Source organism: Marinicauda pacifica, from assembly GCF_004793635.1.
Classification (GTDB): Bacteria; Pseudomonadota; Alphaproteobacteria; order Caulobacterales; family Maricaulaceae; genus Marinicauda; species Marinicauda pacifica.
The window spans coordinates 496,424-520,090 of record NZ_SRXV01000001.1 but is presented as its reverse complement, the minus strand read 5'-3'; the positions used below and the strand labels follow the sequence as shown (position 1 = coordinate 520,090).

At 64.8% G+C, this 23,667-nt stretch carries 22 protein-coding genes and 3 tRNA genes; 12 read left to right on the top strand and 13 right to left on the bottom strand.

The window, feature by feature from the left end:
- The first annotated feature begins 24 nt into the window (after window positions 1–24).
- Both E5162_RS02615 and E5162_RS02610 read left to right on the top strand, forming a co-directional pair.
- Window positions 25–1,452 carry a serine hydrolase domain-containing protein gene (locus tag E5162_RS02615; protein ID WP_158291174.1) on the top strand — a complete coding sequence of 476 codons (1,428 nt, stop codon included), beginning with the start codon at window positions 25–27 and terminating at the stop codon, window positions 1,450–1,452.
- Between the two features lie 5 nt (window positions 1,453–1,457).
- On the top strand, window positions 1,458–3,413 hold the full coding sequence (locus tag E5162_RS02610; protein WP_135943382.1) for a serine hydrolase domain-containing protein: 1,956 nt from the start codon (window positions 1,458–1,460) through the stop codon (window positions 3,411–3,413).
- 211 nt (window positions 3,414–3,624) lie between these two features.
- On the opposite strand, the gene E5162_RS02605 is transcribed toward E5162_RS02610, so the two are convergent.
- Window positions 3,625–3,701, bottom strand: a tRNA-Ile gene (locus E5162_RS02605).
- Between the two features lie 181 nt (window positions 3,702–3,882).
- On the opposite strand from E5162_RS02605, the gene E5162_RS02600 reads away from it, so the two are divergent.
- Both E5162_RS02600 and E5162_RS02595 read left to right on the top strand, forming a co-directional pair.
- Window positions 3,883–5,112: a mechanosensitive ion channel family protein gene (locus E5162_RS02600; RefSeq protein ID WP_135943381.1), complete on the top strand. Its 1,230-nt coding sequence runs from the start codon at window positions 3,883–3,885 to the stop codon at window positions 5,110–5,112.
- Between the two features lie 93 nt (window positions 5,113–5,205).
- Window positions 5,206–5,940 (top strand): SIMPL domain-containing protein, encoded by a 735-nt coding sequence (locus tag E5162_RS02595; RefSeq protein ID WP_135943380.1) that lies wholly within the window; start codon window positions 5,206–5,208, stop codon window positions 5,938–5,940.
- A 74-nt stretch (window positions 5,941–6,014) separates the two neighbouring features.
- Here E5162_RS02595 and panD read toward each other — a convergent pair whose 3' ends face one another.
- Window positions 6,015–6,380: an aspartate 1-decarboxylase gene (panD, locus tag E5162_RS02590; RefSeq protein ID WP_135943379.1), complete on the bottom strand. Its 366-nt coding sequence runs from the start codon at window positions 6,378–6,380 to the stop codon at window positions 6,015–6,017.
- 190 nt (window positions 6,381–6,570) lie between these two features.
- Here panD and E5162_RS02585 point away from each other — a divergent pair, with 190 nt between their 5' ends.
- Both E5162_RS02585 and E5162_RS02580 read left to right on the top strand, forming a co-directional pair.
- Complete coding sequence (locus E5162_RS02585; RefSeq protein ID WP_135943378.1) at window positions 6,571–7,365, top strand: carbon-nitrogen hydrolase family protein; 795 nt, start codon at window positions 6,571–6,573, stop codon at window positions 7,363–7,365.
- Window positions 7,366–7,520: 155 nt separating this feature from the next.
- Window positions 7,521–8,318 carry an exodeoxyribonuclease III gene (locus E5162_RS02580; RefSeq protein WP_135943377.1) on the top strand — a complete coding sequence of 266 codons (798 nt, stop codon included), beginning with the start codon at window positions 7,521–7,523 and terminating at the stop codon, window positions 8,316–8,318.
- Window positions 8,319–8,336: 18 nt separating this feature from the next.
- Here the strand turns inward: E5162_RS02580 and E5162_RS02575 are convergent, their stop codons facing one another.
- The 4 genes from E5162_RS02575 to E5162_RS02560 form a co-directional block, all read right to left on the bottom strand.
- Entirely contained in the window at window positions 8,337–9,305 is a 969-nt protein-coding gene (locus E5162_RS02575; protein WP_135943376.1) for a DUF3137 domain-containing protein, read from the bottom strand.
- Between the two features lie 74 nt (window positions 9,306–9,379).
- The gene (locus tag E5162_RS02570; RefSeq protein ID WP_135943375.1) at window positions 9,380–10,042 is read right to left on the bottom strand and encodes a DUF2497 domain-containing protein; all 663 of its coding nucleotides are present in this window, start codon (window positions 10,040–10,042) and stop codon (window positions 9,380–9,382) included.
- Between the two features lie 104 nt (window positions 10,043–10,146).
- Entirely contained in the window at window positions 10,147–11,505 is a 1,359-nt protein-coding gene (locus tag E5162_RS02565; protein ID WP_135943374.1) for a TolC family outer membrane protein, read from the bottom strand.
- 91 nt (window positions 11,506–11,596) lie between these two features.
- Window positions 11,597–12,253: a protein-L-isoaspartate O-methyltransferase family protein gene (locus tag E5162_RS02560; protein ID WP_135943373.1), complete on the bottom strand. Its 657-nt coding sequence runs from the start codon at window positions 12,251–12,253 to the stop codon at window positions 11,597–11,599.
- Between the two features lie 150 nt (window positions 12,254–12,403).
- On the opposite strand from E5162_RS02560, the gene E5162_RS02555 reads away from it, so the two are divergent.
- Window positions 12,404–12,477 (top strand) — tRNA-Cys (locus tag E5162_RS02555).
- Window positions 12,478–12,511: 34 nt separating this feature from the next.
- On the opposite strand, the gene E5162_RS02550 is transcribed toward E5162_RS02555, so the two are convergent.
- The gene (locus E5162_RS02550) at window positions 12,512–12,877 is read right to left on the bottom strand and encodes an Mpo1-like protein (RefSeq protein ID WP_135943372.1); all 366 of its coding nucleotides are present in this window, start codon (window positions 12,875–12,877) and stop codon (window positions 12,512–12,514) included.
- 348 nt (window positions 12,878–13,225) lie between these two features.
- Here E5162_RS02550 and E5162_RS02545 point away from each other — a divergent pair.
- Window positions 13,226–13,301, top strand: a tRNA-Asn gene (locus E5162_RS02545).
- A gap of 133 nt (window positions 13,302–13,434) precedes the next feature.
- Here the strand turns inward: E5162_RS02545 and E5162_RS02540 are convergent.
- The 3 genes from E5162_RS02540 to E5162_RS02530 all read right to left on the bottom strand — a co-directional run bounded on the left by E5162_RS02540 (window position 13,435) and on the right by E5162_RS02530 (window position 16,856).
- On the bottom strand, window positions 13,435–13,881 hold the full coding sequence (locus tag E5162_RS02540; RefSeq protein WP_135943371.1) for a hypothetical protein: 447 nt from the start codon (window positions 13,879–13,881) through the stop codon (window positions 13,435–13,437).
- An 87-nt stretch (window positions 13,882–13,968) separates the two neighbouring features.
- On the bottom strand, window positions 13,969–15,825 hold the full coding sequence (locus tag E5162_RS02535) for an ABCB family ABC transporter ATP-binding protein/permease (protein WP_135943370.1): 1,857 nt from the start codon (window positions 15,823–15,825) through the stop codon (window positions 13,969–13,971).
- A gap of 56 nt (window positions 15,826–15,881) precedes the next feature.
- Window positions 15,882–16,856 (bottom strand): LysM peptidoglycan-binding domain-containing protein, encoded by a 975-nt coding sequence (locus E5162_RS02530; protein ID WP_135943369.1) that lies wholly within the window; start codon window positions 16,854–16,856, stop codon window positions 15,882–15,884.
- Between the two features lie 127 nt (window positions 16,857–16,983).
- Here E5162_RS02530 and E5162_RS02525 point away from each other — a divergent pair, with 127 nt between their 5' ends.
- Complete coding sequence (locus tag E5162_RS02525; protein ID WP_135943368.1) at window positions 16,984–17,535, top strand: LOG family protein; 552 nt, start codon at window positions 16,984–16,986, stop codon at window positions 17,533–17,535.
- Here E5162_RS02525 and E5162_RS02520 read toward each other — a convergent pair.
- Entirely contained in the window at window positions 17,532–18,206 is a 675-nt protein-coding gene (locus E5162_RS02520; RefSeq protein WP_135943367.1) for an SOS response-associated peptidase, read from the bottom strand. The genes E5162_RS02525 and E5162_RS02520 overlap by 4 nt on opposite strands.
- Before the next feature lie 53 nt (window positions 18,207–18,259).
- Between E5162_RS02520 and E5162_RS02515 the strand changes: the two genes are divergently transcribed.
- The 3 genes from E5162_RS02515 to E5162_RS02505 all read left to right on the top strand — a co-directional run bounded on the left by E5162_RS02515 (window position 18,260) and on the right by E5162_RS02505 (window position 21,297).
- The gene (locus E5162_RS02515) at window positions 18,260–18,691 is read left to right on the top strand and encodes an NUDIX hydrolase (RefSeq protein ID WP_135943366.1); all 432 of its coding nucleotides are present in this window, start codon (window positions 18,260–18,262) and stop codon (window positions 18,689–18,691) included.
- A 6-nt stretch (window positions 18,692–18,697) separates the two neighbouring features.
- Window positions 18,698–19,102, top strand: coding sequence for a TIGR02301 family protein (locus E5162_RS02510; protein WP_233342126.1), 405 nt, complete (start codon window positions 18,698–18,700; stop codon window positions 19,100–19,102).
- A gap of 227 nt (window positions 19,103–19,329) precedes the next feature.
- Window positions 19,330–21,297 (top strand): HAMP domain-containing methyl-accepting chemotaxis protein, encoded by a 1,968-nt coding sequence (locus E5162_RS02505; RefSeq protein WP_135943365.1) that lies wholly within the window; start codon window positions 19,330–19,332, stop codon window positions 21,295–21,297.
- 63 nt (window positions 21,298–21,360) lie between these two features.
- Here E5162_RS02505 and E5162_RS02500 read toward each other — a convergent pair whose 3' ends face one another.
- Window positions 21,361–22,698 carry a dihydroorotase gene (locus E5162_RS02500; RefSeq protein WP_135943364.1) on the bottom strand — a complete coding sequence of 446 codons (1,338 nt, stop codon included), beginning with the start codon at window positions 22,696–22,698 and terminating at the stop codon, window positions 21,361–21,363.
- Window positions 22,695–23,657: a glycosyltransferase family 9 protein gene (locus E5162_RS02495; RefSeq protein WP_135943363.1), complete on the bottom strand. Its 963-nt coding sequence runs from the start codon at window positions 23,655–23,657 to the stop codon at window positions 22,695–22,697. Before E5162_RS02495 ends, E5162_RS02500 begins: the two co-directional genes overlap by 4 nt.
- Window positions 23,658–23,667: the final 10 nt, after the last annotated feature.

The window sequence follows — 23,667 nt, the reverse complement described above, 5'->3', positions numbered from 1 at the left end:
GCCGCGGCAGTGTTGATTTTCACTATGCCCGCTGCGTCGATCGCGCAAAGCGCGCCCCACTCCGCCACTCTGGTCGAGCAGGAGACGCTGGACGGGCTGCATGATTTCGTGGACGGCGTCATGGCTCAGCAGATTGCCAGCCATGAGGTTGCTGGCGCTACGATCTCCATCGTCCACGACGGTGAGCGTCTGTTCTCGGCAGGCTATGGATACGCCGATATCGATGCGGGCGCGCGGGTCGATCCTGCAGTGACGCTGTTCCGGCCCGGCTCGGTCTCCAAGCTCTTCACCTGGACCGCGCTGATGCAGCAGGTCGAGCAGCGCCGGGTGGCCCTCGACGAGGATGTGAACGCCTACATCGATTTCGAAATTCCCGCCTATGAAGGCGAACCGTTACGCGTCCGCGATCTCCTCACCCACAGCCCGGGAATGAGCGATGTCGGCGGCATCACCGCGCCGACCCTCGAAGAGCTCACGCCCTATGGCGAGTGGATCGCCGAGCACATCCCCCAGCGCGTCTGGGCGCCCGGCACGGAGATCGCCTATTCCAACTACGGCGTTGCGCTGGCCGGATACATCGTCGAGCGCGTCTCCGGCGAGCCCTTCGCCGACTATGTCGAGGCCCACATCTTCACCCCGCTCGGCATGGAGTCCACGACATTCCGCGAACCCTTGCCGGACGCACTCGAAGACCGGATGGCGACCGGATACGAGCTGGAAGACGGACGCCTCGTGGCCCAGCCCTTCGAGCTGTTCAGCAACATCATGCCGGCCGGTTCCGGCACCTCCACCGCTCACGACATGTCGCGCTTCATGCTCGCCATGCTGAACGAAGGCGAATATGGCGGCGCGCGAGTCCTTCAGCCGGACTCTGTCGAGCTGCTGTTCGAGAACTCGCTTCGCAATGCGCCGGACCTGCCGGGCATGGCGCACGGCTTCTATGTCGTGCGCGAGGCCGGACCTCGCCTGGTCGGCCATGGCGGCAACACCGGCGACTTCCATTCCAATCTGATCCTCGCCCCCGAAGCCGGCTTCGGCGTTTTCATCTCGGTCACGGGCGGAGGTGAAAGCTCGGCCGGGCGCACAGATCTCACCAACGCGATCATCGGCCGTGTCTTCCCGGTGGAGCCTGCCGCCCGCGAACCGCGCCCCTCCACCGAGGCGTCGCCGGCAGGACGCTACCGGGCCAATCGGCGCGACTATTCACGTCCCGCGCGAGAAGAATACGACATTGTGGTTGCCGAGGCCGGTGACGATGCCCTCACGATGACCAGCCAGGACGAAACGACGTATTGGGAGCGCACCGGCCCCCTGACCTATGAGAAGGTCACCGGCGCCCGGCCCGGCGGTCCCTTCGAACGGATCCAGTTCCACAGCGGCGAGACCGGCCTCGTCCTGTCCTTCAGCAATCAACCCTACATGGCGTATCGCCGCGTCGCGACCGAGGAGTAGCCCTCATGACCCTGCCCAATCTTAAAACCCTCGTCTCAGTCCTCGCGCTCACTGCGGCCCTGGGCGGTGCACAATCGTTCGCACAGGAGAGCGAAGCGCCGGCTATCGTGCAGCCGGAAGACTGGAGCCTCGATCAGCGCGACGCCGTCTCGATCCTGACCGCACCGGAAGGCGATCTCGACATCGCCGTTATCGAGGTCGGCCCGGCAGAGGATGCGGTCTCTGCCGCGGCCGCCGCCTGGCAAGCCTATGCCCCGGATGCGGAACGGGAAGTGGAACTCACCACCCCCGGCGCACCCGAGAACGGCTGGGAAGAGCGTGTCGCGATCAGCTACGTCACCTCGCCTTCCGAACAGGCAACCGTGAACGCGCTCGCGCTGCGACAGGGCGAAGACTGGACTGTGGTCATTACCAACGGCTCGCAAGCGACCGCGAACAAGCGATCGGCTGCCGTTTCGCGGGCGCGAGACTCCGTGCGCGCGGAAGGCTTCGAGCGCGAGGATTTCTCGGGGCAAACCGCCCACGCACTCACAGCCGAGCGCATCGAATTGCTGCGCGAGTTCGTGGCCGAAGCTGCCGAGCGTCTGGACGTGCCCGGCATCGGGCTCGCGCTCATCGATCAGGGCGAGGTCGTGTACGAAGGCGGTGTCGGCATGCGCGAGCTCGGTGGCACCGAGCCGGTCGACGCAGATACCCAGTTCATGATCGCCTCGAACACGAAGGGCATGTCGACCCTGCTTCTTTCGATCCTCGTCGATCAGGGCGCGCTGGAGTGGGATCAGCAAGTCGTCGAGCTCTACCCGTCCTTCCGGCTTGGGTCCGACGAGACTACGCAGTCAACGCTGGTGCGCCACCTTCTGTGCGCCTGCACCGGTCTGCCCCGCAAGGACTGGGGCTTCATTCTGGCTGACCTGGACACGCCTGCCTCCGATGTCTTCCGGCAGCTATCCGAGACCCAGCCGACCAGCGAATTCGGCGAGCTCTTCCAGTACAACAATAATATGGCCGCTGCGGCGGGCTATATCGGGGGCACGCTTGCCTACCCGGACATGGAGGTCGGCGCAGCCTACGACCGCGCCATGGAGGAGCTGATCTTCGAACCGCTCGACATGGAGGACACCACGTTCGACTTCGAACAGGGCGAAAGCGGTAACTGGGCACGCCCGCACGGGCTGGACGTGGACGGCGAACAGACCGTCATGTCCAACCACTTCAACCGGGCTGTCTACCCCTATCGCCCTGCGGGCGGCGCGTTCTCGACCGCCTCGGACATGGCTCACTACGTCCAGCTGGAGCTCTCGAAAGGTCTGACACCGGACGGCGAGCGTCTCGTCAGCGAGGAAAACCTGCTCGCCCGCCGTGAACGCGGCGTGGAGGTCGGCGAAGGCGTCTGGTACGGCATGGGCCTGTTCGACGAGGAGCACTGGGGCGTGCCGGTGGTCACCCATGGCGGAACGCTGCTCGGCTATCACAGCACCTGGTATGCGCTCCCCGAAGCGGGCGTCGGCGCGGTCATCCTGACCAATGCGGACACCGGATCAGCGATCCTGCGGCCGTTTTTGCGGCGCCTGGTCGAAGTGCTCTACGATGGCCGCCCCGAAGCCATGGATCAGATCGAAGCGGCAGCAGCGCGTTTCGATGCACAGGCAGACGCCCGGCGCCAGGGGCTGACCATACCCGGCGATCCCGCCGTTCTCGCCACCCTCGCCAGCCGCTACGAGAGCCCGGGCCTCGGCGTACTGACCATCTTCGAACAGGACGGCGAAACCTGGATCGAGGCCGGCGCAATTCAAGGCCCTCTGGCCACGCGTGAAAACGCGGACGGCACGGTATCGATCGTGTCCGTCGGCCCGGGCGTCATCAGCCTGGAAGCGGAGATCGGGATGCAGGATGGCACGAGAACCCTCACCGCGCGCGATAGCCAGCACGAATACGTCTACGTAGAGGCTGAGACCGACTAGAGACGCCAGTCCGACTCCGGTAATCAGGCCACGAACGATTAATGCCGGCGGGCGCCCGCATCGCGCCCGCCGGGATTTTCTTGAGTCTCGGGCGGCGGCATCGCTATCGGTCAGCATTGATGCAGCAGTGCTGAAAACCGACCGGAAAACCGGGATCGGGTTGGCGGCAATTGCCGTTTATATATTTAATTTCAACACCTTAAAAGGAAAATGGTGGGCCCGGAGGGACTCGAACCCCCAACCAAGCGGTTATGAGCCGCCGGCTCTAACCAGTTGAGCTACAGGCCCTGCGTCTGCGTGTCCCGCATGGCGGTGCGCAGGCAGGCCCTCCTCATAGCCAAACCCGGCCGCGGAGGAAAGACGGTGTCTCACGCGCTTCAAATCGGCTAGGAACACGCATGGGTCCAGGCCCGGATAACGGGCAGGCTGGATCGCGTTTTCGAGAAGATCGCGAGCAAGACAAGTTACGATGCAGCAAACGCCGCCCGACACCGAACAGACGTCCAATTCAACCGGCGATTCGCCCGACCCTAACGTGGGCAGCACGGTCGATAACCTGTTCGACCGCCTGAACGCCTCGGTGCGCGAGCTTTACGAGTGGAGCCACGCCAACCAGTCTACTGCGCTCACCGCTCTGGCCATAGCGGCGGGGATTTATCTCACGCTTCTGGTCCTGCGCATGATCATCGCAGCGGTCATCAAGCGCTTCGCCGACTCCGATCCCACCTCGGTGCCGGCCATCCTGTCCCGCGCGATCTCGAAGATCGGCTCGCTGTTCCTTCTCGTAATCGCGATCGCGTCGACGGCGGCCCTCTTCCCCGTTCCCGAACCTGCGCAGGGCCTGATCCGCGGCGTTCTCACGCTCGCCATCATCCTGCAAACCGCAGCCCTGGTTCAGGAAGTCGCCGTCTCCCTTCTGGTGCGACGGGCGCAACGCGGCGGCGAGGGAGGCTCCGGCCTGGCCAACGCGGTCGGGGTGTTACGCTGGCTTCTGGTCGGCGTGATCTGGATCATCACCTTCATCATCCTGCTGGATACGGCCGGGGTTCAGGTGACCGCGCTGATCGCGGGCCTGGGGGTTGGCGGGATCGCCATCGGTCTGGCCGCGCAGGGGATTTTCTCCGACCTCTTCGCCTCTATCTCCATCCTGTCAGACAAGCCTTTCAAGAAAGGCGATTTCATCATGTTCGGCACGATCTGGGGCACGGTCGAGGAAATCGGTCTGCGCACGACGCGGATCCGGTCTCTGTCCGGCGAGCAGATCACCGTCTCCAATACCGACCTGATCGGCGAGCGCGTGCACAACTACCAGCGCCTTCAGCGGCGGCGCCACGTGATGAATGTGGGGGTCCTCTATCAGACCCCGGCCGAGACGATCGAGGCCATCCCCAAATGGGTCCGCGAAGACTGGGAAAAGATCGAGCTGCTCACCATCGACAGGCTCCACTTCATCGGCTTTGGCGACAGCTCGTTGAACTTCGAGTTCGTGTGCTGGGTCGAGGCACCGGACTTCGTGACGTATCGCGACACGATCCAGGCTGCGGCGCTGGCCGTCATGCGGCGCTTTGCGGACGAAGGCGTGGACTTCGCCTATCCCACGCGCACGCTCTTCATGGCCGAGCCCTCGGGGAACCCGATCGATCCCAGGGGGCTTGTGAAGTTCGAGACCGGCACGGACTCCGACGTGAATGAGAGCTGAAGCCAAATGCCTTCAGGACTTCTTGTGCAGGCCATGATTTGGCCACCGGCGGGGCGCCAAGCTGCGACGAGTTGATCAAAGGAGAATTTATTCATGTTGCGTCCCCTGCTTCTTGCCACCGCCCTCGTCCTCCCCGGCGCCATGGCCGCCCCGGCCTTTGCCCAGAGTGCGCAGACCGAGGCGAGCGAACCGGCGACCCTGTCCCTGACGGCCAGCGGCGAAGTCAGTATCGCGCCCGATATGGCGGTCGTGACCGCTGGCGCCGTTACGCGCGGCGAAACGGCCGCAGAAGCGCTGCGGGCCAATTCGCGCCTGATGAACGAGGTTTTCGCCGCTCTGGACGAGGCCGGCATCACCGGCAATGACCGTCAGACGTCCAATCTTTCGGTCAATCCGGTCTACGCCTCGCAGGACCCGAACCGCTCCCGCCCCCAGTCCAGCGACCGCGAGATTGTCGGCTACGAGGCCCGCAATACCGTGACTGCGGTGGTTCGCGACCTTGATTCGCTGGGCCAGACCATTGATGCGCTGGTGGACAGCGGAGCAAACGAGCTTCAGGGCGTCTCGTTTTCAGCTGAGGACCCCGCCGAGGCCCGCAATGAAGCGCGCCGCCGCGCGGTGGCCAAGCTGAACGATTTGCGCGATCTCTATGCGGACGCCGCCGGGTTCACCGTGCTGGGCCTGCAGTCGATCAGCGAGAGCGGCGGCTATTCCGAGCCGATGATGATGCGTTCGGCCGGCATGGCGATGGACGAGTCCACGCCGGTCGCGGCCGGCGAAGTGACGGTTCGCGTCACGGTCAACGCCAGCTGGCGCATCGACGACTAGACCGTTTCCAACACACGAAAGCAAAAACCCCGGAGCCAGGCTCCGGGGTTCTTTACGTGGGCATGGTGCAGGAATTACGCAGCTTTGGGCTGGGAAATCACCTGATTATCCTCGTCCAGCAAAATCACGGTCGGCTGGAAAGACCGCGCCTCTTCGGCATTCATGGCACAATAGGCCACGACAATGATCCGGTCGCCCGGCTGGGCCAGGCGCGCGGCCGCACCGTTGATGCCGAACGTCTTCGATCCGCGCGGCGCGGTAATCGCATACGTCGTGAATCGCTCGCCGTTATTGATGTTCAGCACATCGACCTGCTCATGAGGCAGGATACCGGCGGCATCGAGGAGATCGGCGTCGATCGAGATCGAGCCCTCATAATGCAGATCGGCCTGGGTCACGGCGGCGCGGTGAAGCTTCGCCTTCATCATGGTCAGTTGCATGGCACGCGCGCTCCTGTTGGCGGGTCTGCAAGAGAAATGTTGCGCTGCATATAACCGATTTCCATCGACGAATACAGGCCCTTGCAGGCCGGTGTATCAGCACCGGCCTTGCTCAGCCCTGATATAGGAAGGCATGCTCGCGAATCCACCGGTCCTGACCTTGTCTCCACTTTAAAAAAGCACTCCGCTCATGGCTCGCTTCGCAATCGCCCAGCATGGCGCCTCGTCAGATGTGGCGGTCAACATGGCCAAGGCCGTTCAGATGGTCGAGGACGCGGCTCGTCAGCGCGCCAAGCTGGTCTGTTTTCCCGAGATTCACCTGACGCCGTTCTTCCCCAAGACCAGAGGCGGCAACGCCGAGGCGTGGCGCATGGCCGAAGACGGTCCCGAGATCGCGACCTTCCGCGACGTCGCGCGGCGTCATCAGATCGTGATCGTCTCCAACCTGTATCTGACGGGTCCGGACGGAAAGGCGTATGACGCCTCCCCCATCATCGACGCGGACGGCGAAATACTGGCGGTGGCGCGCATGAACCAGATCGCCCAGTTCGATGGGTTCTGGGAGCAGGACTATTACGCGCCAGGACGCGGATTCGAGGTTCATGACACCGCCGCCGGGCGCATCGGTGTGGTGATCTGCTTCGACCGGCACTTTCCTGAAAGCTACCGGGCCGTTGCGCGCGCAGGCGCCGATATCGTGTTGACGCCGACCTGCATCGAGCGCGACGAGCCGCTCTCCCTGTTCGAGGCGGAGATGCGCACCCTCTCCTTCCACAACTCGGTATACAGCCTGCTAGCCAATCGCTGCGGCGAGGAGGTGCCGCGCGCCTATGCCGGCCACTCGCTGATCTGCGGGCCGCAGGGCGAGGTGCTGGCGCGTGCCGGTCGCGAAAGCGAACTTCTGATCGCCGATTACGACCTTGAGGACCGGCGCCGGATCGCACGCGAGCGCGGCTTTCTCGACGCGAAGCTCACGATTTCCTGAACACGGGCACCCCTTGCGCGGTTGCGTTCACCGGACCCAGCCTCGCCAGTTCCGGTTGCCGCAGCCAGAAGGCTTGCCAGCGGCATGGAGAATACCCTTACAAGGGTGTATCTCCGCTTGGAACGCCCTTCAGTCACAGACGGACCCTCCACCTTATGACCCTCTCCGTAACCTCGTGGAACGTCAATTCCATCAAGGCCCGCCTGCCCAACGTGATCGAATGGCTCAAGGAAGCTGCGCCCGACGTCGCCTGCCTGCAGGAGCTCAAATGCGTGGACGAGGCGTTTCCCCGGCTCGAGATCGAGGACCTTGGCTACAATGTCGAGACGGTCGGGCAGAAGACCTATAACGGCGTGGCCCTGCTCTCGAAACGTCCCATCGAGGAGGTTGCCCTGCGCGGCCTCCCCTTGCCGGAGGGCGAGGAGGACGAGCAATCGCGCTATATCGAGGCGGTGATCGCGGCCGAATCCGGCCCGGTTCGCATTGCCTGCCTCTATTTGCCCAACGGCAATCCGGCGCCGGGGCCCAAGTATGACTACAAGCTCTCCTGGATGAAGCGCCTGCATGATCGCGCCCAGGAATTGCTCGCGCTGGAAGAGCCCGTGATCCTGGCCGGTGACTACAATGTCATTCCGCGCAACGCGGACGTGCACGATCCGGCGCGCTGGGAAGGCGATGCGCTCTTTCGTCCCGAAACCCACGATGCCTTCTATGCGCTGCGCTGGCTCGGCTACTCGGACGCTTTCGAACAGGCTGACGGGCGCGCCCACCAGTACACGTTCTGGGACTATCAGGCCGGGGCATGGCCGAAGAATAACGGCGTAAGGATCGACCATCTGCTGCTGAGCCCGCGCGCCGCCGACGCGCTGGAGAGCGTCGAGATCGACAAGGGTCCCCGCGGCAAGGAAAAGGCGTCCGATCACACGCCCATCACCGGGCATTTCGCGCTCTAGATCACGGCGGGCGCCTGGCTAGCTGGAGACGCCGCCGAGTGTTTCCTTTTCCAGAAGCGTCCGGGCAATCTCCTCGATCAGGCTTATCTCGGTATGCAGGGTCTCGACCCGTTTCCGGTCGGCGAGCGTGGAGAACATGGAGCCCGCTTCGAACTGATTTCCCGTTTCCGCCGCGATCAGCAGCTCGCCGCGCCCGGGCGCCTCGGCCAGGGCTTCATCGAATACGCAGCGGATTCGCTTGCCTTTCAGCGCCGTTTCAAGGCGCAGCAGACGCTCCATGAAGGTCGGAGTCAGAAGATAGCGGCTCATCACCTGGTCGGTCGCATAGACCTCGAACTGCTTTTCGAACGCGGGATCGACCAGGCCGACCCGTTCCAGGTTTTTGCCGGAGAAGGAAGTCTTCATCCAGCCTTGCAGGGCGTTGAAGATGCCTTGGTCACGGGTGACCAGGGTCACGCCCTCTATGGTGCGCGGAAAGGCGATGCGAATCAGCGCGCCGCGAAACACGGTCTCGTAATAGGTGCGCTTTTCCGTCTCGCGCTTTTCTTCAAGATGGGCTTCGTAAAGCTCGAACTCGACACCATCGAAGCGGCCTTCGAAATGGTCCTCGAACGCCCTGCGCGTGTAGGACGGCACCAGCCCATGATCGCGGAACGCCTCGAAGCGGGTCGGACTGGCCGGTGCCGGCGCATAGCTCATCGAAAAGGCGCTGGCGATCCGGGTATTGAGCTCGAGTTTCACCTGCTTGCGCAGGGCACGCAGGGGAGCGGTCGCCCACGCCATCCCGCCGACGAGCGTACCGATCGCCGCCAGGAGCAGGAAGGGTGCTGGCAGACCGACAAGAGCCAGCACGCCTGCGATTGCGGCCGCAGTGATGAGGGTGCCGAATCCCCCGACAATGGACCGGTGGACTGCGCGCTTGCGCTGGCTTTCACGCGCTTCCAGCCACGGGCGCAACTGCTCGTAAACGGCGTCGAGGGATTTCAAGTCTGTCTCCGAAATGAAAACGGGCGCCGGCTTGGCCGGCGCCCGAAAACTCTAAAACCGCGTCGCGGGCCTGCCTAGTGACGGCGGCGTGCCACGCGTTCGATTTCGGCTTGAACCTTCTCTTCCACGATGGACGGCAGATTCTCGTCCAGCCATTGCTTGAGCATCGGACGCAGCATTTCGCGCACGATGCCTTCCAGCGTCAGCCCTTGTTCGGACGAAACGCGCAGGTTCTCGGACAGGGCTGCAAAGGCGCTCGACGCCGCGCTCGACTGCACGTCGCCCAGCAGGGACTCGTCATCGGTGGCCGGAGCCGGCTTCGGTGCCGGTTCGGGCTCGGCTTCGAATTCCGGTTCCGGTTCGACTTCCGGTTCGGGCTCAAGCTCAGGCTCTTCCGGCTCTTCCTCGCGATCCACGATCATGAGGTCGTCGGAAATCGACATCGGATCAGTTCCCGACATGTCGTCCTCGACGCGTTCGGTCAGCTCCAGAACGTCGTCATTGTCGCCGAAATCGTCATCCGCCGCGGCTTCTTCAGCCTGCGGCTCGGACTCTGCTTCAGCCTCGGCCTCTGCCTGAGGCTCGTCCCCGTCCATGTCGGACTCAGGCTCGGACTCGGTTTCAGTGGACGCAGCCTCGGCCTCGGCCGGCGCGGCCTCTTCCTCGTCCTCGTTGATGATCCTGCGGATGGAGGCGAGGATCTCCTCCATTGTCGGTTCTTGTTCGGCGTTTGCCATGGGAAACGTCCTTCGTCCGTCGCGTTGAGAGCCAGCCTGTTAGGCTTAAAACTAGTGCTGCGGCGCACCCAATGTCCAGCAAAGCTTGCCCGCTTGGCAGCACACTAGTTCCAGGGCGTTAAATCCAGGTTAGGGCCCCAGCCGCGATCGAGAGAAGCTTCAGCATCATAGGCATCAACCGGCAATTCCAGACGCTGGGCATCGAGCACGCCCATCGACTGCAGCAGGTTGTAGGATGCAACGTAGAGGTCGCGTTCGGCCTGAACGAGATTCAGGCGCGAGTTGAGCAATTCCTGCTCGGCATTGAGCACGTCAAGCGTCGTGCGCAGGCCGACAAAGGCCTCCTGCTCCACGCCGTCGAAGGCGATTTCGTTTGCCCGCACCGCTTCGCGGCTGGATTCGATCACCGCCCTGGCCGCGAGTAGATTATTCCAGGCCGTGGTCACTCCCTCGATGACCTGGCGACGGGCCTGAACCACCTGCAGCCGGGCCTGATCTTCCGCCGCGATCGCTTCGCGCACACGCGAGGCATTCAACCCGCCGGTGAACAACGGCACCGATACCTGGGCCCGGATCGTCGCCGATCCCCGGCCCCGGCCGGTGAAATCCGATTCCCGGTTTTCCGAAGCGGTCGCCTGGAGGCCGATCTCCGGACGGCGGGCGCCTCGCGCGATTTGCACCCCCTGGCTGGCCGCGATCTCCGAATACTGGGCCGCCAGCAATTCAGGGTTCGCCGCCAGCGCGACATCGGCCGCATTGGCCAGGTCTTGGGGCAGGACCGGAAGGCCCTCCGGCTCGACCAGAGTCGTCGGCGTGATCCCGACAACGCGCTCGTAATTGGCGCGGGACGCCGCCAGCTGGGCCTGCGCAGCCGCGAGTTCGGCCTGGGCGCCCGACAGGCGTGCCTCGGCCTGAGCCACGTCGGTCCGCGTGATCTCTCCCACCTCGAAACGGTCCCGCGCGGCGTCGAGCTGGCGGGCCAGCACTTCGACGTTATTGCGGCGGATTGCAACGATTTCCTGATCCCGGATCACGGTGGTGTGCGCCGTGACCGCATCGACGAGCACGCCCTGTTCGGTGGACAGAAGGCGCATCCGCCCGGCCTCGATCCCGGCGAGAGCCTGATCGATGGCGCCCGAGATCCGGCCGCCGCGATAGAGCGCCTGGTTGGCGGTTACAGAATAGCCCGCGCTGCCGGACCCGGTCTGGCCAAGCGTCGCCTGGCTGCTGCCACCCCAGGTCTCGCTTTCGGAAACCGAAGCGCTCGCCGAGAGCGAAGGCAGTGCCCCGGCCCGCGCCTGATAATAGCCTTCATTGGTCTGGCGCAGCTGGGCGCGCTGGCCGGCCAGAACCGGATTGGACTCGTAGGCGGCAGCCAGCGTTTCTTCCAGGGTCTGGGCGGTGGCCGGAGCCGCGAGCGCAGCGGCACAGAGAATCGCGGTCGAGAAAAGTCGGAATGTCATACCTGCCTCGCGTGGTGAACCCGGCAACGCGTATACGCCGTCGCACTCAAAAAGTGAACACCGTTCACCCCGGTTTCACCGAGGCGGCGGCCTAGAAAACGAATTCGTCTTCTTTTCCAAAGCCGGGCACGAGAGTCGGCGTGCCGTCGAAAACCACATATTCGCCGACCGAACCGCCCTGCCCCTTGGTAAAGACCGTTGCACGCCCCACCGGGCCGGACCGCACGAAGGTCACCAGCCGGCCGCCTTCGGCCAGCTGCTCCAGCAGCGCATCCGGCACTTCGTCGACCGCGCCGGCAATGACGATCACGTCGAAGGGCCCCTGGTCGGGCACGCCGGCCGTGGGGTCGGCCTTGACCACGACCGCATTGTCGGCGCGCACCTCGGTCAGGCGCTCGCTGGCGCGGCGGACCAGATCGTCGTCTGAATCGATTCCCACGACCGTTTCCGCGAGACGGGCCAGAAGCGCAGTCGTGTAGCCGCGCCCGCAAGCCACATCGAGAACCAGGTCGGTCGGACGGACATTGGCAACGTGGATCAGCTTGGCCAGGTCCCGCGGGCTGATGAGGAAGCGTCCTTCGGCCACTTCAACCTCGGCATCGCCATAGGCCTTGGCCTGCTTGGAGCGCGGCACGAAGAGTTCGCGCGGCAGCTCGAGCATGGCATCCTGAATACGGTAGTCCGTCACGTCGTTGATCCGCACCTGGCTGTTGACCATCGCGCGGCGGGCTTGGACGAAATCGCTCATAGACCAGACACTCCCGAGTACCGTTCAGCGGGTGTATATCGCTTCAAACGACGCGGTGACAACGCATCCGTCGCAAGGATCGCAGCATCGGCTGCCGCTGGCGCGTTGCGGGCCGCCAAAGGCTTGGTTATACATTCGCATCCTGCGTGAGGCGCCATGGCGGAGTGGTGACGCAGCGGATTGCAAATCCGTGTACCCCGGTTCGATTCCGGGTGGCGCCTCCATCCCCCTCTTCCCGTTTCGCTATCGCCAGGCCGATCACTCTGCCGGACGGGCATGAGGATGATCCTCCACGCCGGCCCTCACCAGTTCCTCGCGCAAGCGCCCGGTCAGGAAAAGATAGAACATCCGGTAATCGCTGATCAGCGACCACCAGGGATGGGTGAAGGTCGCCGGCCGGTTGTGCTCGACAAAGGCGTGGGCGACCCAGGCGAAGAAATATCCCGCCACCGGCACGAGAAGCAGAGCCCACCAGGTCTGGGTCAGAAGCGCATAGGCCAGCACCACCGGTGCGGCCGTCGAGCCGATGAAGTGCCAGACCCGCGTGGCCGGCACCGCGTGCTCGCGCAGATAGAACGGCCAGAACTCCGAATATGTCGCACAGCGGCCTTGCTTGCCTGCCATGTCACGCCTCCCTTGCGTTGCAATCATCACGATCTGCAGCCTAGCACAGGTGCGGAATATTCTCGATAACCCCGTGGTTTCTTAACTTTACGGATAGACCTGTCACCAGTTTCCCCCATTCCGGCGTTAATATTAGGACGGCGTTAACCCTCGAATCGTTAAACATGAGTCGTCTTCTTCGGAAGACACCCCACCATCCACCCAAGCCTTTTCGGGAGCCCTTCGTGGCTCCCGTTTTTTCTTGCCGGATGGACGGGCTGCGGAAAATGGCAGGTCGCGGTGAAAACCTGTCTTGCCCCGCACGGACGGCGTTGCTAAAGACCACGTCCTCCAGACGAGAGTGGATATTCCCCGGTAGCTCAGTTGGTAGAGCAGGTGACTGTTAATCACCGGGTCGGCGGTTCGAGCCCGTCCCGGGGAGCCATCTCACATTCTGGATTTTCTTCATATTTCAAACGCCTGCCCGGCCAGCGTGGCTGCGCCAAGCACAAACGAATACGGCCCGCGCTGCGCGCAGGCCGTTCCGCTTGCTGTCTCTGGAAAGCTGGGGCGTGCGCCTAGGCGCGCCCGAGAAGTCCGGCGAAGAACCGGGCGACAGGCCCACCCTTCTCCTGGTTCTTGGCCTCTGCTTCATCGCCCGGGCTGGATCTGAGAAACGCACGCGCCTGATCCTCGGTCTCGACGACCGCGATCGTGCGGCCCTCCCCCGCGACGACTTCCTGGAAGGCCTGGATAAAGCGGTAGCCGGTCTCGCGCGTCGGCAGGACCGCCGCCACACTGAGCGAATCGGGCGTGGATCGCACGAACATCTGTGCCAGTCCGCGCGCCTCGCCGGCCGGGATATGGATTTCAGCCTCGCTCATGTCCATGAGCAGCTTGCGGGCACCGGAATCCTCGACCATCGCGGAATAGAGCGAGAAGGACTCCATCGCCTCCTCCCAATCCACGCTGCCGACGCGCCGGGACAGAATAATCCCGTCGTCAATCTCAAGTGATCGGCTCATGCCTCCCCCTTCTTAGGTCTGAGCGGCTCGTCTAAATGTGAAAATCACTATCGGGATAAACCCTTAGCAAGAGCTGAATACGAGTATTCAGACCTTCAATGCGCGCACCCGGGCAGGAGCCGTATCGGACTGGTCTGCCTGGCGCCGCCACATGCTGGCATAGAGCCCGCCGGCAGCCAGCAACTCCTCGTGGCGCCCGGATTCCACCAGCGCACCCTCCTCCAGAACGTGAATCTGGTCGGCGCCGGCAATGGTGGACAACCGGTGGGCCACCGCGATCGTCGTGCGTCCGCGAGCCGCTTCGGCCAGGGCCGCCTGGACTTCGGCCTCGGTGTGGGAGTCCAGCGCCGAAGTTGCCTCGTCCAGGATCAGGATGGGCGGATTCTTCAGGATCGCCCGCGCCACGCCGACACGCTGCTTCTCGCCGCCGGACAGGCGCAGGCCGCGCTCGCCCACGCGCGTCTGCATGCCCGCCGGCAGGCCATCTACAAAGCTCTTCAGACGCGCGCGCTCGATCGCGTCCATCACGTCGGCCTCGGTCGCCCCGGGCCGGCCGTAGAGGACGTTTTCCCAGAGCGTATCGTTGAACAGCACGACCTCCTGGGGCACCAGCCCCAGCGCGTCGCGCAGTGAGACCTGGCTGACCCTGGAGATGTCCTGACCGTCAATCAGGATGCGGCCGCTATCGGGATCGAAAAAGCGGTAGAGCAGACGCAACAGGGTCGATTTGCCCGCGCCGGACGGGCCGCAGAACCCGACAAAGCTCCCCGGCTCGATGGTCAGGCTGAGATCGGCGACCGAGCGCTCCCGGCCCTCATGGGAAAAGCTCACATCCTCGTAGCGCACCTCTGCGCCGGAAACCTCCAGCGCCGGGGCGTCCGGGATATCGGCGACCTCGGGGCGCAAACGCAGCATCTGGAACAGGCGCTCCAGATCGACGGTGGCCTGTTTGATCTCGCGATACGCCCAGCCGAGAATATTCAGCGGCTGGTACACATTCATCAGCATCAGCGTCAGGGCCGCAATATCGCCCGGCTCCAGCTCGCCGCGGATTGCCAGCACCCCGCCCAGCAGCGCAACCGCCAGCAGGCCGCCATTCATGATCGCGGCCTGGGCTGCGTTCAGCCCCGCAAGACTTTGCTGGCTGGCCGCAGCCGCGTCGGCATACCGGGTCTTGGACGCGTTATAGCGGTCGACTTCGCGCTGCTCGGCGGCGAAGGCCTTGACGGTTTCGAAATTGGACAGCGTATCGACCGAGCGCGCATTCACCTCGGTGTCGGCCTCGTTCATCCGGCGGCGCAGCTTCACGCGCCATTCCGTCATCACCCCGGTCACCACCGCGTAGGCGAGGACGGCAATCACGATGACCACCGAGAATATCCAGTTGTAGATCACAGCCGCAACGATGGCCGCGAGCGTCAGCTCGACAAGCGCCGGCAGGATGTTGAACACCAGGAAGCGCAGCAGGAAATCGACCGCGTTCGCGCCGCGATCGATGATCCGGTTGACCGCGCCCGTGCGTTTCATCTGATGATAGCGCAGCGACAGGCTCTGGACGTGAGCAAAGCCCTGAACCGCCACGAGACGCTGCGCGTCGTTGGATACAGGAGCAAACAGCGCGTCGCGCGCCTGCGGCGCCGCAGTGCCGGCAAAGCGCGCGAGGCCATAGGCCAGGAAGGCGCCGCCAAAGCTCCACCAGGCCAGCGTGCTCAATGTGCCGTCGGTCGCCGCGCGCGTGAGCACGTTGACCCCTTCACCGAACAGGACCGGGGCCCCGACGGAGAAGAATTTCGCCAGCACGGTCAGGCCAAAGGCGATCGCCATGCGTACGCGCCACTTGGCCATTTCCGGCGAGGCGAGCAGCGTCAGGAGCCGCCCGATCGCCTCGTCCAGCCGGCCTTCGGGCGCCGGCCCTTCCTGTGTGTCGTCGCTGGGTGCTGTCATCGCGCGTTAGGTAGGGCGCATGGTGCGCAACTGCCAGTCCCGCGGATGGCCCGGGCTCAGCCCTCGCTGTCTTCGCCTTCTTCACCGGGCACATCCAGCACCTGACCGGGATAGATCAGGTCGGGATCGCGGATCTGGGACTGGTTGGCTTCGTAGATGACGGTGTACTGCACGCCTTCGCCATAGAGGCGGCGCGCGATCCGCCACAGCGAATTGCCCGGCTGCACGACGACCCGATTATCGCCCATGTTCAGCTCGTCTGCCGAGACCCGCTCGAACGGCAGCACGATCACGGCCGTGACCTGCCCGTCCTCGATCTGGTCGATCTGCAGATCGTAGACGCCCGGCGCGAAGGTCTCGTCGGCCTGCACCGTCCAGCGCCCGGCAGCGTCCGCCGTGGTCTCGCCGACCACGTCGCCATCGGCGAGCACGCGGATGCCCGCGCCCGGCGCGGAGCGGCCGCTGAAGATCACCGCGCCGGCTTCGTCATAGTCGACGGTTTCCAGCGACAGCGATCCCATGGATATGCCGTCGAACGGCGACTGGAGCACTTCGCTCGCGCCGCCCGGACGGCCCAGCACCACGAGTGGCGTGCGGTCGCGCGATTCCGGAATGGCCACGACGACCACCTGGTCGGAGCGAATTTCCTGACCCGAGGGCGTACGCATGAGAAGGCTCAGTTCGACCGAGCCCGCCGGCAGCGGGTCCTCGATGATCATGACCCACTCGCCCGCGGCATCGATCTCGGCCTCGGCCACCTCGCGCTCGCCGGCCAGCAGGCTGACCCGGGCACCGGGGCTGCCGCGTCCGGCGACAACGGCGGTGCCGCGAGGGTCGACGCGCACGACGTCGAAGCTCGGCGGGGCGAGTGCCGCGCTCTCGGCGGGGGCCTCGGCCTCGCTCTCGGCCTGGGAAGCGGCCGGGGCAGGCTCGGGGGTGTCAGCTTCGCGCGTGAAGACATAGCCCAGCGCCGCAGCCACAGCGACAATGAGCAAGGCGGCTGCAATCAGTAAGGATCGAGTTGCACTCATGGAGGTCTCCTTAAGGGCGCTCGGCCGTGGGGGATGACGCCAGGGTCGCGCCATCATTTACATAGGATTAAGCTTACCATACCGAGGCGTCGAGTCTGGAACACCACTCTCTTCATACAGGTATGACATGGCAAAACTACGAAGCGTTTGCGTCTATTGCGGGACCCGGACCGGCAATGAACCCGCTTTCGAGGCACTCGCCGAAGAGGCCGGGCGCCGGGTCGCGCAGGCCGGCTACCGTCTTGTGTTCGGCGGCGGAACGGCCGGGCTGGCCGGAATCGCCGCGCGTGCCGCAGCCGATGCCGGCGGAACGGTGCTCGGTGTTATCCCCGAATTTCTGATCCCGGTGGAAGGTGCGTTCGAGGGGATCGAGCTGCGCAAGGTGGCCACCCTTGGCGCGCGCAAATCGATGATGATTGCCGAATCGGACGGATTCCTGGCCCTGCCCGGCGGCACCGGAACCCTCGAAGAAGTCTTCGACCTGCTCACCCGGCGCAATCTCGGCCTCGAGAACAAGCCGGTCGCCTTCGTCGACAATCAGTTCTGGGGTCCGTTCTCCACCCTGCTCGACCATGTCGTGCGCTACGAATTCACCGATCCGGCCCTGGTCGACGGACTCAGCTTTGAACCGGACATCCAAAGCGCGCTCGCAGCCTTGCGCATCGGCGAGCCCGGCTAGTCCGGTGCGCCCTGCAAACGGGCGACATGCCCGATAAGCCCGGGGCCGCCATTGCGCACGGAGTTCACCTTTTCGGAAACCTCACGCAGAACAAACGTCCCCTCTGGCGGCGGCTTCAGAAACGGCGCGGGCTCTATGCCGGGGTCGAGCCAGTCACTGGCTGCGCCAGGATCGATGAGAACCGGCGTGCGGTGATGAATGGACGCGATGTCTTCATTGGCCGCCGCAGTCAGGATGGCAAAGCTGTCAATCTGCGCCTCGCCTTCGCCCCAACGCTCCCACAGACCGGCAAACATCATGGGCCTGGCGTCGCTCCGCGTGATGAAATAGGGCGTCTTCGTCTCACCCACCCGGTGCCATTCATAGAACCCGCTCGCGGGAACCAGGGCCCGGCGGCGCGCCAGTGCCTGGCGGAAGCTCGGCTTCTGCGCTGCCGTTTCACTGCGCGCATTGATCGGGTCCTGCGATCCCGGTCCGCGTTTCGACCAGTGCGGAACCAGCCCCCAGCGTACCGGCGTCAGGCGCATCCCGCCTCCCGCACCCCGGCGCAGCACCGGCAGGTCCAAGGATGGCGCGACGTTATAGTTCGGCTCCAAATTGGGCCGGTCTTCAAACTCGAGGAGTTGCCGCAACTCGTCGAGCGTGTAGGAGATGACGTAGCGTCCGCACATGAACACTATCGGGCCGCAAGCCCCGGTCCGCCGTCAAGCCAGGGACACCGCTCATGACTCATCCCCGCCCGGTCGCCTGCGTCGGTCTCGTCGTCTGGAAGGACAACGAGGTGCTGCTGATCCGGCGCGGCCGGCCTCCGATGGAGGGCGCCTGGTCCATCCCCGGAGGCAAGATCGAGTTTGGCGAAAACACACAGGAAGCCGGGTTGAGGGAGCTGGCTGAGGAAACCGGAGTCGAGGCGCGCATCGAGACTCTTCTGGGTGTCTACGAGGCGATCGCTCCGGACAGCCATTACGTGCTGATCGACTTTACCGCCGAATGGGTGAGCGGCGATCCCGAGCCCGGCGACGATGCCAGCGAGGCCGAATTCGTGCCATTGGACGAGGCGCTTTCGCGCCTGTCATGGGACAAGACGCGTACGGCTGTGCAGGACAGCTTCCACGCGCGCGCCGCCTCAATCCAGCCGAAATCGAAAGGCAACTGACGTTTCATGATCGTTATGCTCCGCCCTCTCCTCATTCTCGCTGTCGCGCTCAGCGCCACGAGCGCACACGGGCAGACCTATCAGTCCGTGCAGGATCCCGCGGCTCCGGTCACGCGCGGCTATCCGGTGGAGGAGCTCGCAGGGATTCTCGGCGAACTGCACTACCTGTCCTTCGCGTGCGGCGGCGAGAACGATCAGCAATGGCGCGAAGTGATGCTGGAAATGCTCGACCTCGAGGCCCCGACCCGCGGCGCCTATCGCGAGCGGCTCGCCAACAGCTTCAACGAAGGCTTCCGCTTTCACGAACGGCGCCAGACACGCTGCGGCGCCGAGGCGGAGCTCGCGCGCGAGCAACTGGCCAGCCAGGGACGCGCGCTGGCGGAGTCCCTCGAGAACGAATATTTCAACTGACGCACCGATGTGCGGCTGCGGATTTCCGCGTCATTTCCGATTCTCGTGCAGGTAATGCAGAATATTCCATATTACACCTCAGATAGAAAATTCGGCGAGAAAGCGACTTTCCCTATTCTCAGGCCAAAATGACCCCTTTCAGGCTATTTTGTGCAAGAATCTTGCATAATTCTTCGGTAACCATTCGAGCGCACCCGTGAACGCATACGTTCAACCGGGGCATCGCAATGCACAAACTCACCTTAAGGCAGCAATTGGTTGGCGGCTTCCTGCTCGTCGCCATCCTCACCACGATCGTCGGCGCGATAGGATTTTTCGGCACGCGCGGCCTGGCGACCACCTTTACCCAGTATCGCGCAACCGCGCGTCAAAGCCTTCTGGTCGACGAGGTGAACGGAGACCTGGCCACCGCCCGTCTTGACGGGTTTCGCTGGCGTGCCAACGGCGACCCTGCCATCGCGCAGCAATTCGAAGCACGTATTGCCGAGTTGATCGAACTTCTCGACGAGGCCGAACTCTCCGCCCAGATACCCGAGGCCGAAGCGTATCTGGCAGCCTTCCGGCAAGCGCGCAGCCAACAGGCCATCCGCGACACGCAGGCCGAGATCATGGCGGAGTCCGGTCTTCAGGGTCGCATCGCGCTGACCGGTGTCACCGAGTCCGCCTATGCCGACGGAGACACAGAGGCCTCATTTTTTGCCTCCCTGGCCAAGGAGCACCTGCTTCTCGCCCGGCTGAACGCCGAGCGGTTTCTGGTCAGTAATCTTTCCGAAGATGCGCAGCGTGCCCGCTCCGAGATCGATCTCGCCCGGGGATCGCTGGCCACACTCCTGCCGCTCCTGCAAAACCCCGAGCGCCGCGCTCTGACTATGGAAGCGCAGCAACAGATTGATCTTTATGCACAAGCGGTTGATGCCACGGTGACGGCGATCCTCACGCGTAATCAGTACCTCGCCGAGATGGATGCTATCGGCCCGGCGATTTCTGCGGCTGCGGGCGAACGCCGCGCGGCCAATCTCGAACGGCAGAACACACTCGGCCCGCAGGCTCAGGCCGACGCGGAACGCACGCAGACGCTGGTGCTGGCTGCGGTGATTGCCGGCGCCCTCGCGGCCATCGCTCTGGGGCTGGTCTTCGCCGGTCAGATCAGCCGCGCCCTGGGCAAGATCACGACAAAGATGGGCTTGCTGGCAGACGGTGACACCTCGATCGAGATCGAAGGCGCAAATCGTGCTGACGAGATCGGCCACATGGCCCGCGCGCTGGAGATCTTCCGCGACAACACGATCAAGATGGAAGAGGCGCGCGCCGAAGCCTCGCAGGCCGAGACGCGCGCGCAGCAGGCCCGCCGTGAGGCGGCCCTGAAAATGGCCGACGCATTCGAGAGCTCGGTGGGAGGGATCGTCCAGGCCCTGGCCAAGGCCTCCGAGGGACTTGAAGCCAATGCGCGCGAGCTGAACAGCGCGGTTTCCCAGTCGGGAACGCGTTCCAGCTCGGTCGCCGCGGCTGCGGTCCAGGCCAGCGCCGGCGTCGAGGCTGTCGCCTCGGCCGCCGAGGAGCTGACCGCCTCCATCCAGGAAGTCTCCAGCCAGGTGAGTTCGGCCGCGACCGCGGCACGCAGCTCCAGTGACCATGCCCGCGTCAGCAGCGAGCAGCTGGACCGCCTGAACGAAGCGATTGTCGGTGTGGACGAGATCATCCGCTCCATCACCGGCGTTGCCGAGCAGACCAACCTGCTGGCACTCAACGCCACCATCGAAGCGGCCCGCGCCGGCGAAGCAGGCAAGGGGTTCGCGGTCGTGGCCAGCGAGGTGAAAACGCTTGCGCGCCAGACCCAGACCCTCACCGACGAGATCGACTCGCAGCTGAAGAAGATCGGCCAGGCCGCGACCGATGCGATCGGCTCGACGCGCGAGATCATCGGGCGCATCCGCGAAATCGACGATACGTCGTCCGCGCTGGCCGCAGCGGTGGAGGAACAGACCTCCGCGACCAGCGAAATCTCGGCCTCCGCCCAGCAGGCCGCACTCGGGGCCCGCACGGTCTCCGGCGATATCACCGGCGTGCAAAGCGCTGTGTCGGACTCTGAAAAGGTCGCACGGACGGTCGACCAGGCCGCGAGTGCGCTGCGGGCGCACTCCGATACGCTTCAGCGTGAAGTGGCGGACTTCCTGCAGAATGTCCGCGCTGCCTAGACGGCGCACACCGGGCTAACAGATCGGGGCGGTCCGGCACTTGCCGGGCCGCCCTTCCCGTTTCTAGACCGCGCCGAGTGTCTCCACAAAGCGGCAGGCCTGGCCCGTTGACGGCCGGGTCAGCTCACCCTCGCGCATGACAGCGGTGCCGCGCACAATCGTCCCGACCGGCCAGCCCTTGACCCGCTCGCCGGTGAAAGGCGACCAGCCGCATTTGGACGCCAGCCAGTCTTCGGTGATCTCGCGCTCGGCATCGAGGTCGACCAGCGTCACGTCGGCGTCGTAGCCATTCGCGATCCGCCCCTTGCCGGCCAGGCCGAAAATGCGCTGCGGTCCGTGGCTGGTCAGGTCGACCAGGCGCTCCAGGCTCAGCCGGCCTTCGGCCACATGGTTCAGCATTAGCGGCAGCAGCGTCTGCACGCCCGGCATGCCGGACGGGCTCTGGGGATAGGGGCGATCCTTCTCCTCGATCGTATGCGGGGCATGATCGGAGCCCAGCACGTCGGCCACGCCCTGCGCGATACCGCGCCACAGCCCCATGCGGTGCTCGTGCCCGCGAATGGGCGGGTTCATCTGGGCATAGGCCTTCAGCCGCTCATAGGCCTCGGGCGCTTCCAGCGTGAGATGCTGGGGCGTGATCTCGACGCTCGCCACATCTTTGTGCTGTTCCAGGAAATCGATCTCCTGGGCCGTGGAGATGTGCAGCACGTGAATGCGCTTGCCCGCCTCGCGCGCCAGGCGCACGAGCCGCTCGGTCGACTGCATCGCCGCGGTCGCGTCGCGCACCTCCTCATGGCTCGTCCAGTCGCCGTCGCGGGCGAGACTGCGGCGGTCGGCCAGGCGGAACTCGTCTTCGGAATGGAAGGCTGCCCGGCGCTCGATGACCTTCAGCACCGCAGCGACGCCCTCATCGTCATCGACCAGCAAATCCCCGGTCGAGGCGCCCATGAAGACCTTCACGCCGCAGCATCCGCGCATGCGCTCCATCTCGCGCAGCACGGCCGGGTTCTCCTTGGTCGCCCCGGCATAGAAGGCAAAGTCGCAATGCATGCGGTCGGTGCCGCGCTTGACCTTGTCTTCCATCAGGTCGGGCGTGATCGTGGACGGCTTGGTGTTGGGCATTTCGAAGACGGCGGTCACCCCGCCCATCACCGCGGCGCGGCTTCCCGACTCCAGGTCTTCCTTCCATTCGAGGCCCGGCTCGCGGAAATGGACTTGGCTGTCGATGATGCCGGGCAGCACGTGCAGGCCGGTCGCGTCGATGACTTCGCCGGCCTGGTCGGCGGACAGGTTGCCGACGGCGGCAAACTTGCCGTCGCGAATCCCGACATCGGCCCGCGCGCGCCCGGCGTGGCTGACCACGGTGCCGCCCTTGATAATCGTGTCGAACGTCTCGCTCATCGTTTCACGTGCTCCTCGATCAGACTTTCCGCTGCGGCGATCACCGGTTCAAGTTCCAGATCACCCATCAGGCTTTCGGAGGCAAAGCGCAACCGCGCCCGTTCGCGCTCATCGGCCGGGCCGCCGGCGCGAATGGCGCGCGCTTGGCGCCCCCACGGCCCGTACAGGCGCTCGTCGGTGGGTCCGAACAGGCCCAGCGTCGGCGTGCCGGCCGCAGCAGACAGGTGCATCAGTCCGGAGTCGTTGCCTACGAACAGGCTGGCCTTTTCCAGACAGGCCGCAGCGTCGTCGATGGCCAGCTTTCCGGTCAGGTCGATCACCCGGTCCGGGTCGAGCCCGGCGACCGCTTCGCGCGCTGCCGCCTCGTCGCCCGGTCCGCCGAACACCGCGATCCGCGCGCCGGCCAGCGCCCCGTCCGGGCCGGTCAGGTGCGCGGCGAGCGCGGCAAAGCGCTCGCGTGGCCATTCCTTGAAGGGCGCGGCCGCCGCCGGCGCGATCGCCAGGACCGCCCCCTCGCCGCCCAGCAGCGTCTCGGCTTTCGCCCGCGCCGCCTCGCTCGACCACACCGTGGGCGCTGGCGGCGGGGACAGGCCGATTACCGAAGCCGCCTCCTCCACCTTGTGGACCGGCGCGCTCGCGCCTGATGCCTTGCGTTTGACGTGACGCTTGCCGGCCAGCAGGAACCAGCTCGTGGCCGAGGCTCGCAAATCGATCACGATATCCCAGCGCCGCGTCACCGTGCGCCGCCACAGATCAATCCAGTGCCCGCCGCCGGCCCGCTTGGACATCACGATCACCTCGTCCACCCCGGGCGCATGGGGGAAGAGCGGCGCGGCCAGCGGTCCGCACGCGACGGTCACGCGCGCATCCGGGTATGTCCTGGCCAGATGGTCCAGCAGACCGGAGGACAGGACCGCATCGCCGATGCGTGTGGAGGTGATGAAGAGTATCCGCGTCATGTGAGCGCCG

Excerpts from the sequence above, each read along its gene's own strand:
- E5162_RS02565 (WP_135943374.1), bottom strand. The coding sequence starts at position 11,505 with ATGACATTCCGACTTTTCTCGACCGCGATTCTCTGTGCCGCTGCGCTC.
- E5162_RS02615 (WP_158291174.1), top strand. The coding sequence starts at position 25 with ATGCCCGCTGCGTCGATCGCGCAAAGCGCGCCCCACTCCGCCACTCTG.
- E5162_RS02585 (WP_135943378.1), top strand. The coding sequence starts at position 6,571 with ATGGCTCGCTTCGCAATCGCCCAGCATGGCGCCTCGTCAGATGTGGCG.
- E5162_RS02600 (WP_135943381.1), top strand. The coding sequence starts at position 3,883 with ATGCAGCAAACGCCGCCCGACACCGAACAGACGTCCAATTCAACCGGC.
- E5162_RS02580 (WP_135943377.1), top strand. The coding sequence starts at position 7,521 with ATGACCCTCTCCGTAACCTCGTGGAACGTCAATTCCATCAAGGCCCGC.
- panD (WP_135943379.1), bottom strand. The coding sequence starts at position 6,380 with ATGCAACTGACCATGATGAAGGCGAAGCTTCACCGCGCCGCCGTGACC.
- E5162_RS02570 (WP_135943375.1), bottom strand. The coding sequence starts at position 10,042 with ATGGCAAACGCCGAACAAGAACCGACAATGGAGGAGATCCTCGCCTCC.
- E5162_RS02510 (WP_233342126.1), top strand. The coding sequence starts at position 18,698 with ATGATCGTTATGCTCCGCCCTCTCCTCATTCTCGCTGTCGCGCTCAGC.
- E5162_RS02520 (WP_135943367.1), bottom strand. The coding sequence starts at position 18,206 with ATGTGCGGACGCTACGTCATCTCCTACACGCTCGACGAGTTGCGGCAA.
- E5162_RS02610 (WP_135943382.1), top strand. The coding sequence starts at position 1,458 with ATGACCCTGCCCAATCTTAAAACCCTCGTCTCAGTCCTCGCGCTCACT.
- E5162_RS02560 (WP_135943373.1), bottom strand. The coding sequence starts at position 12,253 with ATGAGCGATTTCGTCCAAGCCCGCCGCGCGATGGTCAACAGCCAGGTG.
- E5162_RS02500 (WP_135943364.1), bottom strand. The coding sequence starts at position 22,698 with ATGAGCGAGACGTTCGACACGATTATCAAGGGCGGCACCGTGGTCAGC.
- E5162_RS02535 (WP_135943370.1), bottom strand. The coding sequence starts at position 15,825 with ATGACAGCACCCAGCGACGACACACAGGAAGGGCCGGCGCCCGAAGGC.
- E5162_RS02595 (WP_135943380.1), top strand. The coding sequence starts at position 5,206 with ATGTTGCGTCCCCTGCTTCTTGCCACCGCCCTCGTCCTCCCCGGCGCC.
- E5162_RS02495 (WP_135943363.1), bottom strand. The coding sequence starts at position 23,657 with ATGACGCGGATACTCTTCATCACCTCCACACGCATCGGCGATGCGGTC.
- E5162_RS02550 (WP_135943372.1), bottom strand. The coding sequence starts at position 12,877 with ATGGCAGGCAAGCAAGGCCGCTGTGCGACATATTCGGAGTTCTGGCCG.
- E5162_RS02505 (WP_135943365.1), top strand. The coding sequence starts at position 19,330 with ATGCACAAACTCACCTTAAGGCAGCAATTGGTTGGCGGCTTCCTGCTC.
- E5162_RS02515 (WP_135943366.1), top strand. The coding sequence starts at position 18,260 with ATGACTCATCCCCGCCCGGTCGCCTGCGTCGGTCTCGTCGTCTGGAAG.
- E5162_RS02525 (WP_135943368.1), top strand. The coding sequence starts at position 16,984 with ATGGCAAAACTACGAAGCGTTTGCGTCTATTGCGGGACCCGGACCGGC.
- E5162_RS02530 (WP_135943369.1), bottom strand. The coding sequence starts at position 16,856 with ATGAGTGCAACTCGATCCTTACTGATTGCAGCCGCCTTGCTCATTGTC.
- E5162_RS02540 (WP_135943371.1), bottom strand. The coding sequence starts at position 13,881 with ATGAGCCGATCACTTGAGATTGACGACGGGATTATTCTGTCCCGGCGC.